The 19,267-nt window shown below is 38.1% G+C and carries 9 protein-coding genes; 3 read left to right on the plus strand and 6 right to left on the minus strand.

Annotated elements, in window-relative coordinates:
• Positions 1-27: 27 nt before the first annotated feature.
• Complete coding sequence (locus ACUNWD_RS17810; RefSeq protein WP_445589206.1) at positions 28-366, plus strand: BT0820 family HAD-type phosphatase; 339 nt, start codon at positions 28-30, stop codon at positions 364-366.
• Positions 367-405: 39 nt separating this feature from the next.
• Here the strand turns inward: ACUNWD_RS17810 and ACUNWD_RS17815 are convergent, their stop codons facing one another.
• The 4 genes from ACUNWD_RS17815 to ACUNWD_RS17830 form a co-directional block, all read right to left on the minus strand.
• Positions 406-1,668, minus strand: a complete 1,263-nt coding sequence (locus ACUNWD_RS17815; protein WP_445589207.1) for a tetratricopeptide repeat protein — start codon at positions 1,666-1,668, stop codon at positions 406-408.
• Positions 1,669-1,684: 16 nt separating this feature from the next.
• Positions 1,685-2,614: a PorP/SprF family type IX secretion system membrane protein gene (locus ACUNWD_RS17820; RefSeq protein ID WP_445589208.1), complete on the minus strand. Its 930-nt coding sequence runs from the start codon at positions 2,612-2,614 to the stop codon at positions 1,685-1,687.
• A 30-nt stretch (positions 2,615-2,644) separates the two neighbouring features.
• Positions 2,645-9,769 (minus strand): Calx-beta domain-containing protein, encoded by a 7,125-nt coding sequence (locus ACUNWD_RS17825; protein WP_445589209.1) that lies wholly within the window; start codon positions 9,767-9,769, stop codon positions 2,645-2,647.
• 229 nt (positions 9,770-9,998) lie between these two features.
• Positions 9,999-12,626 carry a valine--tRNA ligase gene (locus tag ACUNWD_RS17830; protein WP_445589210.1) on the minus strand — a complete coding sequence of 876 codons (2,628 nt, stop codon included), beginning with the start codon at positions 12,624-12,626 and terminating at the stop codon, positions 9,999-10,001.
• Between the two features lie 256 nt (positions 12,627-12,882).
• Here ACUNWD_RS17830 and ACUNWD_RS17835 point away from each other — a divergent pair, with 256 nt between their 5' ends.
• Positions 12,883-14,862 (plus strand): putative porin, encoded by a 1,980-nt coding sequence (locus ACUNWD_RS17835; protein WP_445589211.1) that lies wholly within the window; start codon positions 12,883-12,885, stop codon positions 14,860-14,862.
• Between the two features lie 17 nt (positions 14,863-14,879).
• Entirely contained in the window at positions 14,880-16,316 is a 1,437-nt protein-coding gene (locus ACUNWD_RS17840; RefSeq protein WP_445589212.1) for a transporter substrate-binding domain-containing protein, read from the plus strand.
• Here ACUNWD_RS17840 and ACUNWD_RS17845 read toward each other — a convergent pair.
• Both ACUNWD_RS17845 and ACUNWD_RS17850 read right to left on the minus strand, forming a co-directional pair.
• On the minus strand, positions 16,303-16,956 hold the full coding sequence (locus ACUNWD_RS17845; protein ID WP_445589213.1) for an NUDIX hydrolase: 654 nt from the start codon (positions 16,954-16,956) through the stop codon (positions 16,303-16,305). The genes ACUNWD_RS17840 and ACUNWD_RS17845 overlap by 14 nt on opposite strands.
• 57 nt (positions 16,957-17,013) lie before the next feature.
• On the minus strand, positions 17,014-19,218 hold the full coding sequence (locus ACUNWD_RS17850) for a TonB-dependent receptor (RefSeq protein WP_445589214.1): 2,205 nt from the start codon (positions 19,216-19,218) through the stop codon (positions 17,014-17,016).
• Positions 19,219-19,267: the final 49 nt, after the last annotated feature.

Below are 19,267 nucleotides of genomic sequence, written 5' to 3' on the forward strand. Positions count from 1 at the left end.
CATTTGCATATCTAAAATATTTAAAGAATGATTATAGCTGTTGATTTTGATGGAACTATCGTTGAACATCGTTATCCCAAAATAGGTAAAGAGATTCCATTTGCTTTAATGACATTGAGGAAGCTTCAAGAGGAAGGTCATCGATTAATACTTTGGACGTACCGAAGTGGTAAGGAGCTTGAAGACGCAATTCAATTTTGTGAGTCAGGAGGGGTTGAATTCTATGCGGTAAACAGAAATTATCCGGAAGAAGAATTTGATGGCTCTGTTAGTCGCAAGATATTAGCGGATTTGTATATCGATGATAGAAATTTTGGAGGACTACCTGATTGGGGAGTTATGTATAGAGAAATTCAAAAAATGTAATTTTTAAATTCTCACTATTCATTTTGTAGAACTATTTGACTATTCTACTTCGAAGTAGTAAATGTCGTCTTCTCCCTCTCCGTAAAGGCGATTTGACGTAAAATATCCGGATTTTCCAGAATCATCAAAGATTAGAGAAAAGTCATCGTAAGTAGAATTAAGGGTGTTTCCCAGGTTTTGTACCAAATAGTTTTCGCTTTCATCACTTACAGCGATAAAAATATCAAGACCACCAAATCCAGGATGCCCGTTCGATGAAAAATATATATTACCAGCAGAATCCAATGTTGGGAACATCTCTTTTTCGCTTGTGTTTATTGTGGGACCTAGGTTTTCAGGTTGCGACCAGCCTTGAGCAGTTAATTGAGATTTGTAAATGTCAGTCTTACCGTAGCCACCAGGCATATCAGAAACAAAATAAATTGTTTTACCATCCTTTGTTATTGCGGGATGACCTACAGAATATTTATTACTATTGAATTGGAATTCAGTTTCCTTCCCCCATTTTTTACCATCCCACTCTGAAATGTATATTTTTAAATTAGTCACTCCTTTAGAGGAGTTGTTTTTCTTTCCTTTAATAAGGCTGTTTCTAGTAATGAATATTTTTTTACCATCTGAGCTGAATGCTACAGGTCCCTCGTGTAATGGTGTATTTAACTCCTTTGCAAACTTTCTGACTTCATATAAAACCATTCTGTGGAAGCCTGCAATGTAAAGATCTAAATAAGGCTGACCATCGCCGAAATAATCATTGCCAAATACCGAGAAGGTATCTCGGGCGGAACTAAATACTAAACTCCCGTTGTAGATAGCAGGACACATGTCGGTGAATCGGCTATTCTTATTCGTTCGGCGAACTGTAAATTTTCGAGATCCGATTAGCTGATCTAATTCTGATAGTATTTCAATTTTATTTTTAACCAATTCATTATTCGGATCCTCTGTCAAGTACTTCTCAAACCATTTTTGGGCATCTGTATAGTTTCCATCTATTTTCAATAGTTGCGCATATTGAAACCAATCATTTGGGCTAGCGCTAGGAGATGCAACTAGTGCAGAATAATAATGTAATGCATCTGGATAATCTCCAATTTTAAAATTTGAATAAGCTAGTCGTTGAATAAGATAGATGTCTTTTGGATTATCGTCAAGGAGAGTTTTGTAAATTTTTATTGCTTTTGCATATTGAAAATTATCATATAATTTATCGGCCTTTTTATAAGCTGCATTTTGTGAAAATGAGCCTAAGGAAAATAAGTTCAATGAAATAAAGAATAATATATAAGAAATGCCTTTCATGATGGATTTTTTCAATTTAAAAGAAGCGTGGTGATAGGGTCTTTTTATGTCCAAACTTTAAGTCATAGCTAAGCATGATTTCATGGGTTCCACTATTGTATTTGCCAAGTCTTGAATGAGTTCCATCATAAGCGTATCCTATTTTTAATTGCGGTGACAACTGAATACTAAAAAGTGCACCAAAAGAATCTTCGAATCGATACATTAAGCCAAGTAACAGTTTGTCGTGGAAAATAAATGCACCCGATAATTCAGCGGAAAAAGGAGACCCACTAACAAACCGAGTAATAAACGATGGCTTAAATTTAATAAAGTCTGATACGCCAAGAATCATTCCCCCCATTAGGAAGTAATGAATTTCTTCATAATTAATAACATTCTGAGTGCTTTTATCGTCAGATAAACTATTTTTTATCAGTTTTGGGGCAGAGAGACCTAAGTAATGCTTGTCGGAATAATAAAAAACGCCCAGTCCAAAATTAGGCAGGAACATGTTTCTGTCTCCTTGTAATGCAATCAGTTCGTCATTTTCTGATCCTCTCAAGCTGAGAAGGTTGTAGTCGTATAGGTTAAATCCTCCCTTTAATCCAAAGCTCAGTTTAGACTTATTGCTTACTTCCAGATGATAAGCGTAATCGGCATAAAGTCCTGTTTGTTTCACAGGGCCAATCACATCATAAATTAAACTCAATCCTACGCCAACATTATAGACCTTGAATGGTGAATTGACTGAAAGAGATAAAGTTTCTGGTGCACCATCAATTCCTACCCATTGTTGCCTCGCTAAGGTTGTAATATTTAACATCCCTTTGCTACCAGCGTATGCCGGATTTATTGACACCGGATTGTTCATGTATTGAGAGAATAATGGGTCTTGCTGAGCATAGCTAAGGTAGCTTAGCAAACAGAGCGGGAATATCAGATATATTTTTATTCGTAGTTTCATGTTCAATGTTCTTTGAGAGATGCGTAAAAATTAACGGTCAATATAGATGAATCCGGTAATACGTTTCTCTGCATTATATTCAAGTACGTAAAAATAGGTTCCAACGGGGAGCGGATTGTTTCCAACTGTTATGGAAGAATTGGACTCTCCAGTCCATTCATTCATGTATCCACTTTTTTCATAAACAACATTTCCCCACCTGTTAAATACTATAAATTTATTATTTGGATAATTTTCAATTCCTTCAATAACATACGTGTCATTCTGTCCATCTCCATTTGGCGTAAATACTTGCTTGGGAAGTAGTGAATCTTCGTCACCAATGGTTATTCGCACAATGGCAGTATCACAATGATTATTTGAATCACATATTTCATAAATAAAAGAATCATAACCGATGAAACTGGTATTTGGCGTGTAAGTCACGATCCCAAAGCTTTCGATGGTAGCAATACCATTTGCTGGATTTTCAATTATTTGTAAAGTTGCGGGATCAAATGAAGAAGAGTCATTATCTGCAACAGGTATATCAATTGGCAAATTGATAGCTGTCGTTGCTGCATCGTGCACAGCAATAGGAATAATCTCCATTACAGTTATGGTAACTGTTGCATTATCACATTTTGATGGATCGCCATTATCACAAATTTCATAGTCAAATGAATCGGTTCCTAAAAAATCAACATTTGGCAGATAGCTAATCGTTCCATCCGGGTTAATAGTTAATTGACCATTTATTGGTTCTGTAACAGCTGTGGTCGAAATTTGTATTTGGTCACCATCAGGATCAGAGTCATTAGCGATGACTGAGACATTTAACGTTTCATTGATGTTGAGAATGTATTCATCATCTGCCGCTACCGGAGCTTGGTTTTCTACAATAATAGTAATGGTGACAGTAGCTTGATCGCAAGAGTTGGCTGAGTTACAAGCTTCATATTCAAACTGGTCTTCGCCGGAATAGTCAGTATCAGGAGAATAGGTAAAACTACCATTTGCATTCATTACAACATTCCCATGAGAAGGATTTGTAATAAGAGTGGTACCGACTGTCAGGTTGTTTCCTCCATCTCCATCCATGTCGTTTTCAATAACGTTCCCCTGAACTGCTGTATTTTTCGCCGTTGTAAATTGATCATCAACTGCGACGGTTTCTTCGCTTTGTGCGATTACTGTAATTGAAAGAACAGCCGTATCATTTGATTTGTCAGGATCTTCAATCGTATAATTAATTGCTGGAACATCTCCGTTAAAGTTCAGTAGTGGTGAAAATGTAAAACTACCATCTTGATTGATTGTGATGCTTCCAATATTATCTAAGGTAGCGTTTAGTCCCGGATTATAACTTGTTGATTCTACTTCAAAGCTAGTAACCACTAGTTCATCTCCTTCAACATCAAAATCATTTTCTAATACATTTCCAGTAAGTTGAGTATCCTCCAATATAGATTCTGAATCATCAATAGCATCAGGAGAATCATTCACTGAAATTACACTAATGCTAAGTGTCGCGTTTGAAGTCTTATTATCGGCATCTGCTATGGTATATTGAATTATCGGTACTTCTCCGTAGTAATTGTCAACAGGGGTGAATTGAAAATTACCATTTGATTGAATTGCAACATTTCCTATGTTTTCAATTGTAACAGTTGTTTCTGGTAAATACTCTGCACTCTCTATCGTATATCCAGTAACGGTAAGTTGATCTCCATCCGGATCGGAGTCGTTATCCAAAACATTTCCAGTTGCTGGCATGTCTTCCTGACTTTTGACAACATCGTTTTCTGCCCTTGGTGAATCATTAACTGATCCAATATTGAGAATCACCTGAGCACTGAATAAAGCATAATTTGTTCCATCAGAACCATTCCAGTCAAACTGAGTTTCCCCGCTCCATTGATTGTTCGGGGTGAAAGAAAGTTTACTAAGATCACCGGTGTCTATTTCGGAATTCGCGGTGATACTCGATCCATTTAATCGTAAACTTCCGTTTTCTGGCAGACTTTCAACTTTTATCTTTTGCAAATTGTCTCCGTCTGCATCACTGAATTGACTCGTGAAGTCAGTTGTTGAGAACGTTACCTGGGAATCTTCATTTCCAGATTTATAAATATCATTTACGATTGGTCGATTGTCGTTGTTTAGGATTGTTGCCAATCCAATTCCAACTGCGATTGTTGCGTTTGATGCATTGCTCAATACAACCGTAAATATTTCGTTTACTTCCCAAAGTTTATCCGGAGTTGTATTTATGTTAATATTCTTGCTTGTTTCTCCAGGTGCAAATTCAATAGTTGCTGAACTAACAGCAGTAAAGTCAGAGAGCGTTGCAGTGCCAATAACGGTGGAATAGTCAACAGATATTGTTTGATAACTGCTATTGGATAAACTTACCGTAAAATTAAGGATCGTTCCCTCATCGGCAGAATCATCATTAATTGTTATAGAAGGAATAGGATCATCATTTGTAATGGTACCAGTTCCTTGATTGTCAGAAATTGTTGCATTTACGGCGCCTGATAGGTTGATGAGAAAAGTCTCATCTTCTTCATATCTTGTGTCTTCAGTTGTGTTAATTGATATGGTTTTAACGGTTTCCCCTGGTGCAAATGTTAGAACAGTGGTGGCAACACCTGTATAATCAGAATCTGTTATTTCGGCTGTTTGATTTGCTGTTTGATAGTTTACAGAGATTGATTGGCTGGAACCATTGCTCAAGGATACTGTAAAATCAACGGATTCACCTTCTTCACTACTTGCATCTCCAATGAATATTGAGGGTTCTCCATCATTGTCAATGATAGTTCCCATGCCTTGGCCATCATCTAATGTTGCATTTGTCGGTGTCGATAAATCAACTGTGAATGTTTCTGACGGTTCATTAATGTTGTCATCATTGGTAGCAACTGTAATTGTTTTAGATGTTTCACCAGCCAGAAATTGTATGGACCCTGAATCGTCAGTATAATCGCTTCCGGAAACTGTAGCAGTGCCATCATTTATTTCATAATTAACAGAAATTGTCTGATAACTCCTTGCAGAAATACTTACGTTGAAACTGAGAGAATTTCCTTCAATTTTGGAATCGTCAGAGATTGAGATTTTTGGTTGAGGATCATCATTTGCTATTGTTCCTGTTGCTTGAGAATTATTTATACTCGAATTTACAGGGCTTGTTAAGTTTACCACAAAGGTTTCATCAGGTTCATAATAACTGTCGCCAGTTGTAGTTACAGAAATTGACTTTGTAGATTCCCCCGGAGCAAATGTCAATACGGTTGCACTTTTCGGATTATAGTCAGAATCAGCAGTAGTAGCTGTCCCATTTGCAGTTGCGTAGGTAACATTAATTGTTTGATAGCTGATGTTAGAAAGTGTCACTGAAAATTCGAGAGAATTTCCTTCCAACTCTGAATCATCAGCAATTGAAATGCTTGGCAGATTATCATCATTATTAATGGTTCCGACTCCTTGTGCTTTTGAAATAATGCCTTTGCTGGCATTGGTTATATTAATAACCATTGTCTCATTTGCTTCATATTTTGTGTCCTCGGTTGTTGCAACAGAAATGGTTTTACTAGTTTCCCCAATTGCAAAATATAAAGTGGTCAGGCTTTTTTTAGTATAGTCTAAGTCAGCTAAAGTTGCTGTTTGATCTGCGGATTGATATTGCACTGAAACTGCTTCTGTAGGGGATACGTTTAAAGAAACGGTGAATAGAAGTGTTCCACCTTCATCTATAGTTGGATCACTAATTGAAAACTCAGGTGCAGTATCGTTGTCCTGAATTGTTCCAGTTGCCTGTGTAACACTCAATGTTGCATTCGAAGCGCTTGAGAGGTTGACTTTGAAAGTTTCATCATTCTCATACAATCCATCATCATTTGTTGCAACAGAAATATTTTTACTGGTTTCTCCAGTTAGAAAAGTTAATGGAGTACTGGTGATTTGAGTATAATCATTGCCGGTAACGGTGGCCGTTCCATCGGCTGTGGTATAGTTAACCGAAATTGTCTGGTCACTTGGATTGGACAATGTTACAGAGAAGATAAATGTATTCCCTTCTTCAGCTGACAAATCTGAAATTGAAATGGATGGCAATGGATCGTCATTGTTTATAGTACCTATTCCTTGATTATCTGCAATTGTTGCTCCAGTAGGATTAGACAAGTCTACAGCCAATGTCTCATTGCTTTCATACTTGCTGTCTGTTATTGTGTTAACTGTTATTGTTTTACTTGATTGGCCAACACCAAAGTTTAAAGTGCTGAGTGTTTGCTCGGTGTAATCCAAATCAGAAACTTTAGCTGTTTGGTCCGTTGTTTTATATTGGACAGAAACGGGCGATGTTGGTGAAATGTCTAAAGTGACTGTAAATACCAGGTTGCCTCCTTCGTCAACTGATGGATTATTGATTGAAATTTGTGGCAAGGCAACATCGTTGTCGGTGATAGTGCCGACTCCCTGGTTGTCACCAAATGAGGCATTTGACTCGTTGGAGAGATCTACTGTAAAAGTTTCCGAACTTTCCACATCACTGTCATCAGCAGTTGTTACAGAAAAGTTTTTGGTGGTTTGTCCTTCAGTAAATGTAAGTGTTGTAGTTGGTATCGCTGTGTAGTCGTCGCCCGCTGTTGCCGAAACATCGGTCGTTTTATAATCTACTGTGACTGTTTGATAGCTTTCATTTGATAGTGACACTGTGAAGTTTAAGGAATTCCCTTCGACCTTTGTGTCGTCATTTATTGAAATCGCAGGCTGATTGTCGTCATTATTGATTGTGCCAATACCTTGAGAATCAGAGATGGTAATTCCCGATTCGTTCGAGAGGTTGACCAGCATTGTTTCATTTGGTTCGAACTTGTCATCATCAGTTGTGGCAACGACAATTTGTTTGGTGACTTCCCCTATTCCAAAGTCCAACGTTGTTAGTGGTATCGCTGTATAATCATTATCTGCGGTTGTTGCAGACTGGTTGTCCGTTGCATACTGAAGTGAAACAGGAGAAGCCGGCGAGGCATCCAGAGTCACCGTAAATGTGAGGTTGCCTGCTTCCGTTACAGATACGTCATCAATTGATGCCGCTGGAGTAGCGGCAACATCGTTATCTGTGATTGTGCCGACACCCTGATTGTCACCAAATGAAGCATTTGACTCGTTGGAGAGATCTAATGTAAAAGTTTCCGAACTTTCCACATCACTGTCATCAGCAGTTGTTACAGAAAAGTTTTTGGTGGTTTGTCCTTCGGTAAATGTAAGTGTTGTAGTTGGTATCGCTGTGTAGTCGTCCCCCGCAGTTGCTGAAACATCTGTTGTTTTATAATCTACGGTAATTGTTTCATAGCTTTCATTCGATAGAGAAACCGTGAAGTTCAATGAATTTCCTTCGACCTTTGTGTCGTCATTTATTGAAATAGTGGGCTTGATGTCGTCGTTGTTGATTGTTCCAATTCCCTGAGTATCAGTAATCGTAATTCCCGATTCGTTCGAGAGGTTGACCAGCATTGTTTCATTTGGTTCGAACTTGTCATCATCAGTTGTGGCAACGACAATTTGTTTGGTGACTTCCCCTATTCCAAAGTCCAACGTTGTTAGTGGTATCGCTGTATAATCATTATCTGCGGTTGTTGCAGACTGGTTGTCCGTTGCATACTGAAGTGAAACAGGAGAAGCCGGTGAGGCATCCAGAGTCACCGTAAATGTGAGGTTGCCTGCTTCCGTTACAGACACGTCATTGATTGATGCCGCAGGAGTAGCGGCAACATCATTATCCGTGATTGTACCAAGCCCCTGATTATCCCCAAATGAAGCATTTAACTCATTTGAAAGATCCACTGTAAAAGTTTCCGAACTTTCCACATCACTGTCATCAGTAGTTGTCACAGAAAAGTTTTTAGTTGTTTCTCCTTCTGCAAAAGTAAGTGTCGTGGTAGGTATCGTGGTGTAGTCGTCGCCCGCGGTTGCAGAAACATCAGTTGTTTTATAATCTACTGTAATTGTTTGGTAGCTTTCATTTGAAAGCGAGACTGTAAAGTTTAGCGAATTTCCTTCTTCTTTCGAATCATCATTTATTGAAATCGCAGGCTGATTGTCGTCATTATTGATTGTGCCAATACCTTGAGAATCAGAGATGGTAATTCCCGATTCGTTCGAGAGGTTGACCAGCATTGTTTCATTTGGTTCGAACTTGTCATCATCAGTTGTGGCAACGACAATTTGTTTGGTGACTTCCCCTATTCCAAAGTCCAACGTTGTTAGTGGTATCGCTGTATAATCATTATCTGCGGTTGTTGCAGACTGGTTGTCCGTTGCATACTGAAGTGAAACAGGAGAAGCCGGTGAGGCATCCAGAGTCACCGTAAATGTGAGGTTGCCTGCTTCCGTTACAGACACGTCATTGATTGATGCCGCAGGAGTAGCGGCAACATCATTATCCGTGATTGTACCAAGCCCCTGATTATCCCCAAATGATGCATTTGACTCATTTGAAAGATCAACTGTAAATGTTTCCGAACTTTCCACATCACTGTCATCAGTAGTTGTCACAGAAAAGTTTTTAGTTGTTTCTCCTTCTGCAAAAGTAAGTGTCGTGGTAGGTATCGTGGTGTAGTCGTCGCCCGCGGTTGCAGAAACATCAGTTGTTTTATAATCTACTGTAATTGTTTGGTAGCTTTCATTTGAAAGCGAGACTGTAAAGTTTAGCGAATTTCCTTCTTCTTTCGAATCATCATTTATTGAAATCGCAGGCTGATTGTCGTCATTGTTGATTGTGCCAATGCCTTGTGGATCAGTTATGCTGGCATTTGCTGATTCGTCAGAAAGATTTACAAAGAATGTTTCATTTGTCTCATACTTACTGTCAATTGTTGTGTTAACATCAATCGTTTTTGCTGTCTCTCCTATTGAAAAAGTTAGAGTGCCTGAAACAATTGAGAAATCGGAGGCAGAGGCGGAATTAATTTGTGTGGCATAGTTCACAGTAACAATCTCTGTATGTGCAGGATTCAGCGTAACTGTAAATTGCAAAGTGTTTCCCTCATCATTAGATACATCGTCAATCGAAAGGGTTTGCGAATGTGAAACAGTAAAACTGCCAACTAGTATTGTTGCAAGAATTAAAAGTAAACGAATTGTTTTGTATATATAGTTTGCCATTATAAATCGATTTTTGGGAGTTGAGTTCGATTTCATTTCTGTACGAATAATGAAACCTGTTTCATAATAATTTGAAAATCAAATTTATCCCTTTGTGCACGGAAGCCAAATATCGGATTTATATAACAAACTTCAAGGAGGTAGGGTTTGTTTTTGGGGGAAATTACTTACAAAAAAATAGTATGCACCAAGTTAATATGATGCATACTAAATATTATTAACGGAAATCTTATTTTAACGATGCAATTTGCTCTTCTAAAACTTTAATTTTAGCTTCAGCATCAGCTTTTTTCGCCTGTTCCTTGGCTACAACTGCCTCAGGTGCTCCACTAACAAATCGCTCGTTGCTTAATTTCTTCATAACTGAATTCAGAAATCCTTTTGTATATTTTAGTTCTTCTTCCAGCTTATTTAGTTCAGCTTCAATGTCGATGTGTTCGCCAAGATCCATGTAAAATGTTGAAGAAAAAATTCTAAAGGAAACAGCTCCTTTTATTTCTTCAGTTACAAGCTTCACATCTGAGAGATTACCCATTTTTAACAGGACAGCATCATACTTTGCATCATATCCCTTTTCTCCTTGTTGAACGGCAAGTTCAAGAGAATCCTTCATAGGGATATTGTTTGATTTACGAAGATTCCGAATACCACTAACAGTTTCTTTAACCGATTCGAATTTGCTTACAAGTTCTTCGTCGTAGTTTAGAACAGAAGGCCACTCCGAAATCATAATGGCTTCTCCATCTTTTCTTTCTTTTAGATAGTGCCAGATTTCTTCTGAAATGAATGGCATAAATGGATGAAGCAACTTCAGTAATTTTTCAAATAGATCAATTACTTCATTGTAAGTTTTTTCGTCAATTGGTTGGCGGTAAGCAGGTTTAACCATTTCGAGTAACCAACTTGAAAACTCGTCACGAATAGCAGTATAAATGGTCATTAACGCGTCCGAAATACGGAACTTGTCAAAATGATCATTCATTTGCTCAATAATAATGGAAAGTTTCTGGTTGAACCATTCGATTGCCAATTGAGCACTTTCAGGTTGGCTGATCTCTGTTGATACTTCCCAGCTTTTAACCAAGCGGAAAGCATTCCATATTTTAGCAGTGAAGTTTCTTCCTTGCTCGGGTAAACTTTCATCAAAAAGCAAATCACCACCTGCAGGAGAGCATAACAACATCCCAACACGAACCCCATCTGCTCCATATTTATTCATTAGCTCGATTGGATCCGGAGAGTTTCCGAGGGATTTTGACATCTTTCTGCGTTGCTTATCTCTCACCATACCTGTGAAATAGACATTTTTGAATGGGTATAAATCGCGCTCAGAATATCCTGTCATGATCATTCTGGCAACCCAGAAAAAGATAATGTCATGTCCGGTAACTAAGTCGTTTGTTGGGTAGTAGTACTTAATTTCTTCGTTGTTAGGATCGGTAATTCCCCCGAAAACAGAAATTGGCCACAACCATGAAGAAGCCCAGGTGTCTAACACGTCATCTTCCTGAGTGAGATCGTTTATGGAAAGTGATTGATTTCCCGTTTTTTCTTTCGCTAATTCCAATGCTTTTTCGATTGTTTCTGCTACTACATAACTTCCATCTTCCAGGTAATAAACAGGAATTTGGTGTCCCCACCAAAGCTGACGACTGATACACCAGTCCTTGATGTTACCCATCCAGTGGCGGTATAGGTTTTTAAACTTTTTAGGATGAAATTCAACTTCATCAGATTCAACAGCTTCAAGTGCAGGTTTTGCCAGTTTTTCCATGGAAATAAACCACTGGGCTGAAAGTTTTGGCTCAATGACTACGTCTGTGCGTTCCGAGTATCCAACTTTATTGGCGTACTCTTCTGTTTTAACCAAATTGCCAGCTTCTTCAAGCATCGGAACAATTTGTTTCCGAGCTTCAAATCTATCAACTCCCACGAGTAACTGAGCTTTTTCACTTAAGGTACCATCATCATTAAATGTGTCAATAGTTTCCAGGTTATGACGCATGCCAATTTCATAGTCGTTAACGTCGTGAGCAGGTGTAATTTTTAGGCAGCCAGTACCGAATTCCATATCAACATATTCATCCATGATGATTGGAACACTTCTTTCAACCAAAGGAACAAGAACCCGTTTCCCTTTTAAGTGTTGGAAACGTTCGTCATTTGGATTGACACAAACGGCAGTATCGCCTAAAATCGTTTCAGGCCGGGTTGTTGCGATAGTCACCCAATCGTCTTCGCCTTCAATTTTATAGCGAACGTAGTATAATTTGGATTGTTCTTCTTTATAAATTACTTCTTCGTCAGAAACAGCGGTTTTTGCTTGCGGATCCCAGTTCACCATTCTAACTCCACGGTAAATAAGTCCTTTGTTATAAAGGTCAACAAATACCTTGATCACAGAATCTGATCGTTCTTTGTCCATTGTGAAACAAGTGCGTTCCCAATCGCAGGATGCTCCCAATTTCTTCAATTGTTCTAAAATGATGCCACCATGTTTGTCAGTCCACTCCCATGCATGACTAAGAAAATCGTCTCTGTTAAGATCTGATTTTGCAATTCCTTCACTTTTAAGTTTGGCAACTACTTTAGCTTCGGTAGCAATAGAGGCATGGTCAGTTCCCGGAACCCAACATGCATTTTTGCCCAGCATGCGCGCCCGACGAACTAAAATATCTTGAATCGTATTATTAAGCATGTGACCCATATGAAGAACTCCAGTCACGTTTGGCGGTGGAATTACAATGGTATAAGGTTCACGATCGTCCGGTTCGGAGTGGAAAAAACCTTTGTCTAACCAATATTGGTACCACTTATTTTCAACTTCAACAGGATTATACTTACTGGGAGTCTCCATTTTCTTTTGCTTTATTAACGAATTCTGAATTAAGCCACAAAAATAGAAAAACTTTGATGAAAATTGTTTGCTGCCTTATTATAGTTTTTTGATCGTTTTTGATTAAGGATATGCTCGCTTTGTACTGAATCTCGGAAGAAAATTCAGCTTCAATTTTAGATTTTAGATTTTCCTGAATTAAATGGATGTTTAATTAAAGATTTTTAAGGCTTTATTTTTCATGGCAAGATGGACTTTTAATTATCTTTGCCCCGTCATGATCCGGAAAATTAGTATTACAATATCATTTTTGTTTCTGATGGTGAGCTTTGTGTTTTCGCAAAGAGATATTCAGGAATTTGGCAGTTTTGGTTCAGGTTCCAATTTTGAAGAAGATCGGGAGCAAGTTGATGATCAGGAAGAAGGGCATGATCACCCTGGGCAATTAATACCTTCAATTATTCATAGCTGGAAGCTAAGTGGATATGGTGCATCTATTGATTCTGCCGTAGTGGATACCGCCTTGAATTTTTTCCATGTGTACAATCCAATTCATTACCGGAGCATCTCCAATACGTTTACCGGAAATTTAGGAGGAGCTTACCTTCCCAATGAATTTTTTAACCGGGAAACAAATACTGATTTCTATTTCTATAGGTCGTATGATGCCTATGCAATTCAACCTGCAGATATTAAATATTTTAATACAACAACTCCATATACACTTTTGGATTACAGCCAGAGTGAGAATAAAAACACAAGAACTGAAAATCGTTTTAATGTTTTTCATTCGCAAAATGTGAACAAGGATTTAAACTTCACATTCTTCTACGATCAGGCGAAATCTATGGGGCATTATAGACGCCAAGAAAATAAAAACAGTTCCCTTGGCTTGTATTCCAGCTATCTTTCAGATCAGTGGCTTTCGCATTTTAATGTCATGTTTAATCGGGTGGAAAATCAAGAGAATGGAGGTTTTGATCCAGGGCAGGATTTGAATGAATTTAGTGATACTGAGACTTATTTGGTTAAGCTGCTGAATGCCAGGTCTTCCATTCGTAATCGTGCGATATTTTGGAATAATGAATATCGGTTAGGGAAAACTATTGAAGTGGTGGACGAAGACGGAAATGTTACCGAGAAATTTATTCCACGAACTGGGGTAATGCATCAATTTGAATATTCGGGAAATCAACGATCTTATATTGACGAGGATCCAAATCTTGATTATTATCCGGCCATTTTTTTAGATTCTATCGCTACCGCTGATACAGTAATATACAATCGACTGACTAGTGTTTTTCAGTTAAAGTTTTACGAAGCTCCAGACCGAAAATATACATTCAGTAAACGTGCATTTATTGGGCATGATCGAATTCGTATAACGATGCCGCTTAATGATTCAACCCTCGTAAAAGAAAAATACAGTAATACGTTTGTTGGTGGTGGTATTGGCAGGGAAGAAGGTAAGTTTTGGCAATGGGGTGGTGAAGGAAAATTATATTTAACCGGCTATCGGTCGGGGCAAACAGAGTTGTCAGCTTTCATTATGAAACCATTGCAAATTGGGAATGATACAATGAGTCTGAAAGTTGAGGGTGAGCTAAATACGATTGTTCCTGATTACTTTCAACAAAAATTTACGTCCAATCATTACAGATGGCGAAACCGTTTTGATAATACCAAGGAGATGATCATTCGCTCGAAAATAAGTTCTCAAAAATATAAGCTGACTTTGGGGATGAATTATGCCTTGATTGGGAACTATATTTTTAATAATGCTGAAGCGCTTCCACAACAGGGTGGTCGTGAAATGCTGGTTTTATCTGCCTACCTAAATAAGGATATTGACACAAAGCATTGGTTAATCAGGGGGAAAATGATTTGGCAGAAGGGAAATCAGGAAGAATACCTGCATTTGCCGGACATTACTGGCTACCTAAGTTTAAGTTATAAAACAATTGTGTCAAAAGTACTTTACACGCAAATCGGAGCTGATGTGCGTTATAATTCAGCATTTTATGCTGATGCATTTGATTCTTCTACAGGCCGCTTTTTTTGGCAAAATCAACAAAAAATCGGTAACTTCCCCAACGTAGATGTTCATGCCAATCTTAAATTAAAGCGGACAAGGTTTTTCTTTCAGTGGCTAAATGCCACAGCAGGCTTGCTTGATGGCAATTTTTGGGCTGCTCCGGATTATCCTTATTACCGCCGAACTTTTAGGCTTGGTGTTGCCTGGTCGTTTTACGATTAGACAAACAAAAAAGCAACATGATAAAAGCAACCAGATACCTGAAATTTCTATTTCTTATTTTGATTGTCCTTTCTTCGTGCATCACTGGAGAGCGAGGCACAAAGGAAAAACTAGATTCTGTTGAGAAAGAGAATGACCTTACCCGCATCATGAAATCTGGAAAGTTGAGGGCAGTTGTTGATTACAACTCCACCAATTACTTTGTTTATCGTGGGCAACCCATGGGATTTAAATACGAACTTCTGAGAAGGCTTGCTGATGATATGGGAGTTCGCTTGGAGATTTCTGTAAGTAATAATCTGCAGGAGACTTTTGAAGGATTAGCAAATGAACAGTATGATGTTGTTGCGAAGAATTTGACCATCACGAAGAGACGTAATGATAAAATTGATTTCACGGTTCCATTGGAACAAACACGACAAGTTTTAATTCAAAAAAAGCCTGATAATTGGAAAGAGATGAGTCGAAGGACTTTGGAAGAATCGCTAATCAGAAATCAGTTGGAATTAGCTGGAAAACGAATTCACGTTCAGAAGAATACTGCTTACTACCGAAGGCTTAGTAATTTGTCGGAGGAAATAGGAGCCGAAATTGATATTGTTGAAGATTCAATTTATGGGGTGGAGCAATTGGTTGCGTTGGTTGCTCAAGGTGAAATTGATTATACCGTTTGCGATGAGAACGTGGCAAAGGTGAACCAGACCTATTATCCTAATTTAGATATTTCAACTCCAATCAGTTTCCCCCAGAATATTGCCTGGGCTGTTCGTAAAGATTCAGAGCAGTGGTTGAATTATTTGAATACGTGGATTATTAACTTCAAAAAAACATCGACCTTTCGGGTGATTTATAACAAGTATTTTGAAAATTCTCGCTCGCAGCAGATGGTTAAAAGCGATTATCATTCTATTACCGGCGGGAAGATTTCTCCTTTTGATGATATTATCAAAAAAGAAAGTGCTACGGCAGGATATGATTGGCGTTTTATAGCTGCCATAATTTATCGGGAATCGATGTTTGATCCCTATGCTGAATCGTGGGCAGGTGCTATAGGGCTAATGCAAGTTATGCCAGAATCTGCTGATTTATTTAGGATGAATGAATTTGAAGAACCGGATCAGAATGTGAAAGTTGGGGTGAAATTATTGAAATGGCTGGATGATCATTTTAAAGAGGAAATACCCGACTCAACGGAACGGGTTAAATTTGTTCTTGCTTCCTATAATGTTGGCTTGGGACATGTTAAAGATGCTCAACGATTAGCTGAAAAATATGATCGAAATCCTACTGTTTGGCAAGATAATGTTGACTATTTTCTTTTAAATAAATCTGCTTCGAAATACTATAAAGATCCTGTTGTGAAATGGGGATATTGTCGTGGAGATGAACCTTATAATTACGTGAATAAGGTGCTGAATACGTATCGAAATTACCAAAATATTATCGAAAAATAGGTTGATTCTCATGTAAGAGATCAAAAAATTCGGCTAAGATCATTGCAGTGGCTCCCCAAATTATTTCACCTTCAAAAGGATAATAAGGAACTGTCAGCGGACCTGTTACAGTTTCTAACTCAATTTCCTGTATCTCTTTATTTTTGTTACTCTCAGTAATCGGGAATAATAGAATCTTTTCAGCTTCCTCTTTATTTAAAACGAACTCCGGCTTTTCTTCGAGCCAACCAACATAGGGAAAAATATTAAACCTGCTTGCCGGGATGTAAAGTTCTGACAACATGCCTAACAGTTTGACTTTTAAAGGTGAAATTCCAACTTCTTCTTCTGTCTCTCGAAGAGCAGTTAATTCCGGACTTTCTCCTTCCTCAATTTTTCCTCCTGGAAAGCTGATTTGTCCGGGATGAGAATTCATTGATGGGTTTCGTTTGGTGAGGCAGGTGTATATTTCATTTTGATAGGGGAACAGCAATAGGAGCACACTCCCGTAGCGGATTTTATCGCGATCTGATTCACGGATACTGAGTTCCCTTCCTGGAGGAATCATTTTCAAGTGAGACCTGGAACCCGGCAACCCTTTTTTTAAAAAGCGTTCAATATGTTTTGGAAATTCGGTGAACATCAGCGATTCTGTTTTCATGGGTTTATATGAGAGAACCAACTCGTGCAAAAAATGTTGTAGCGAAGTTATGTTTTTTTAAAAATTTACAGAAGCACCAAATATCAGCATTCTCCCGGGACTTGTAAGGTTAAAATACTCAGGTTGGTCGTCCGATTTGTTGAACAGGTTATTAACCCCGATTTTTAGTGTGTAATGTTTCTTCAAAGTGTGAGTAGTCATTAATTTCCAAAGCGTATAATCAGACAATTCAACCAGTTCATTTGTTTCGCTGTAAATATTGATTACTTTTTTTGATCCAAAGTAGTTTGTATTCAAATTTGCTGAAATGGCATAACCTCCAAATGAATGATTGAAATTAAGATTTAGACGGGCGCTAAATTTTCGCACGTTTGGAAGAATTTCATCATTTGACAGGTCTTTTGCTTCAATATATGCTCCCGATGCGCTTAACGTTAAGCTGTTGAAAATTCGGTACCGTGCAAGCAGATTTATGCTGTTTATACGAGCCTCTTCAACATTTGAATAGATATAATTAATTTGTTGAGGAGTGGGAGGTATCGATTCTTCATCCATGATCACATTTGCAATCGAATCATAGGTGATAAGCTGATCGATATTATTCATTGAATAGCTCAATGAAACGTCAATTTTTTCATTGGAAAATTGTGCTGACCCAGAAAGATATTCTGAGGTTTCTGGCAACAAATCAGGATTACCATCCAGAAAGAATGCGATTGGAGAACCTGTTGCCGGGATGGCAAATTGGTTTGTGTAGAGTTCTTTTACAGATGGTGCGCGAAATCCTTTTCCATAGTTTCCACGAAAAGTAAATTTACCAGGCGAAAAGAGGATGCTGGTTTGAGGGGTGAAAAAGCTTCCATAGCTGGAATGAAATTCATTTCTTACACCACCAATAAGCGTCAGGTTACGGTTGATCATTAATTCATTTTGCAAATAAACCACGTAATTTTCCAATTTCTGACTTTCAATGTTGTTTTGAGATGATGATTGTTCTTCTTGGATATACTCAGCACCGAATGTAACATCGTTAAAATACCCAATTTTTATATTTCCCAGAAACCTGATGTTCTGGAAAAGATTGTCATAATCAAGCGTGTCTTTTTTTTCTGTGCCCAGGTTGAGTACATCATATATTTTATTGTGATCTGAATGATATGACAATTCAAATTTAGCTTTCTCCCATGGAGCATAAGTTGTTTTGAATCCAACTGTCAGGTCTTCACTTTTTTTGTCGGGGTAATCTTGCAGTTGAAAATCACGCTCCATCTTGTAATAAGACGCATTTCCCGTTAGTGATAATTGATCAAATGGCCTGAAGATGAGTTTCTGCCTGAAGTTATAATTGAATTCATTTTCCTGGGTTAAAATGCCATAATATCCGGCACCTCCATTGATGTCATAAGGTGAGTAGTTGTTGTATTTGCCATCTGTAAATGACGATAGTTTCCCTTTTGTCAGATTGACACTTGCGTAGGCGTATTCTTCCGATCGATTATTTTCGGTGGAAGGATCCTTATATAATGAAGACTGAATTCCAGCGTTTACTTCGATGGGTTTTGATACATCCCGGCTGATGATATTGACAACGCCTCCGATTGCGTTGGTACCATAAAGAGTGGAGCCAGCTCCTTTAACAATTTCAATTCGCTCGATGGTGGCAGGGTTAATTCTTGAAAGATCTACAGCACCTTTGGTTTCTCCGGCAATTCGCTCACCATCCAAAAGAAAGAGTGTGTACTGAGCGCCTAGTCCGTCAAAGCGAAATGAATTAACGGTGTTATCTTTTACCATTTCATAAGAAGCATTATTTTGTGTTAGCACCTGCGAGAGCGTGAAGTTGCTTTGCTCTGCGATTGCCTTTTTCCCTATTAGTTGAGTTAATACAGGACTGTTGCTAATTGGCTGTTCACTTCGAGTTCCGGTAACTACAATTGCATTTAAATCGATGCTGTTTTCTATTAATCGAAAATGGACACTCGATTTGTTTTGATAAACTTCAAGCATTACCTGTTCACTCTGGTAGCCTTTATAGCTTACTCTTAATTCATATGTTCCATCTGAAACGTTGGTGATTTCGTATTTTCCTTCTTTATCAGATGCGGCACCGTATGTGGTTCCTGCTAAATAGATATTTGCACCGATAAGCGGATCGCCTGTTTTTGCATCTTTTATTGTTCCGGCAATCCGATGTTGCGCAGAAGCTAGAATAGCGAAAAATAGGAGTGGTATCAGAATGAATAATGTTTTAAAATGAGTCATAACTTCGTTTCAATTGATCGTTTTCATGTTTTCTTGAAAAATAACGTAA

Source organism: Sunxiuqinia sp. A32, from assembly GCF_052690465.1.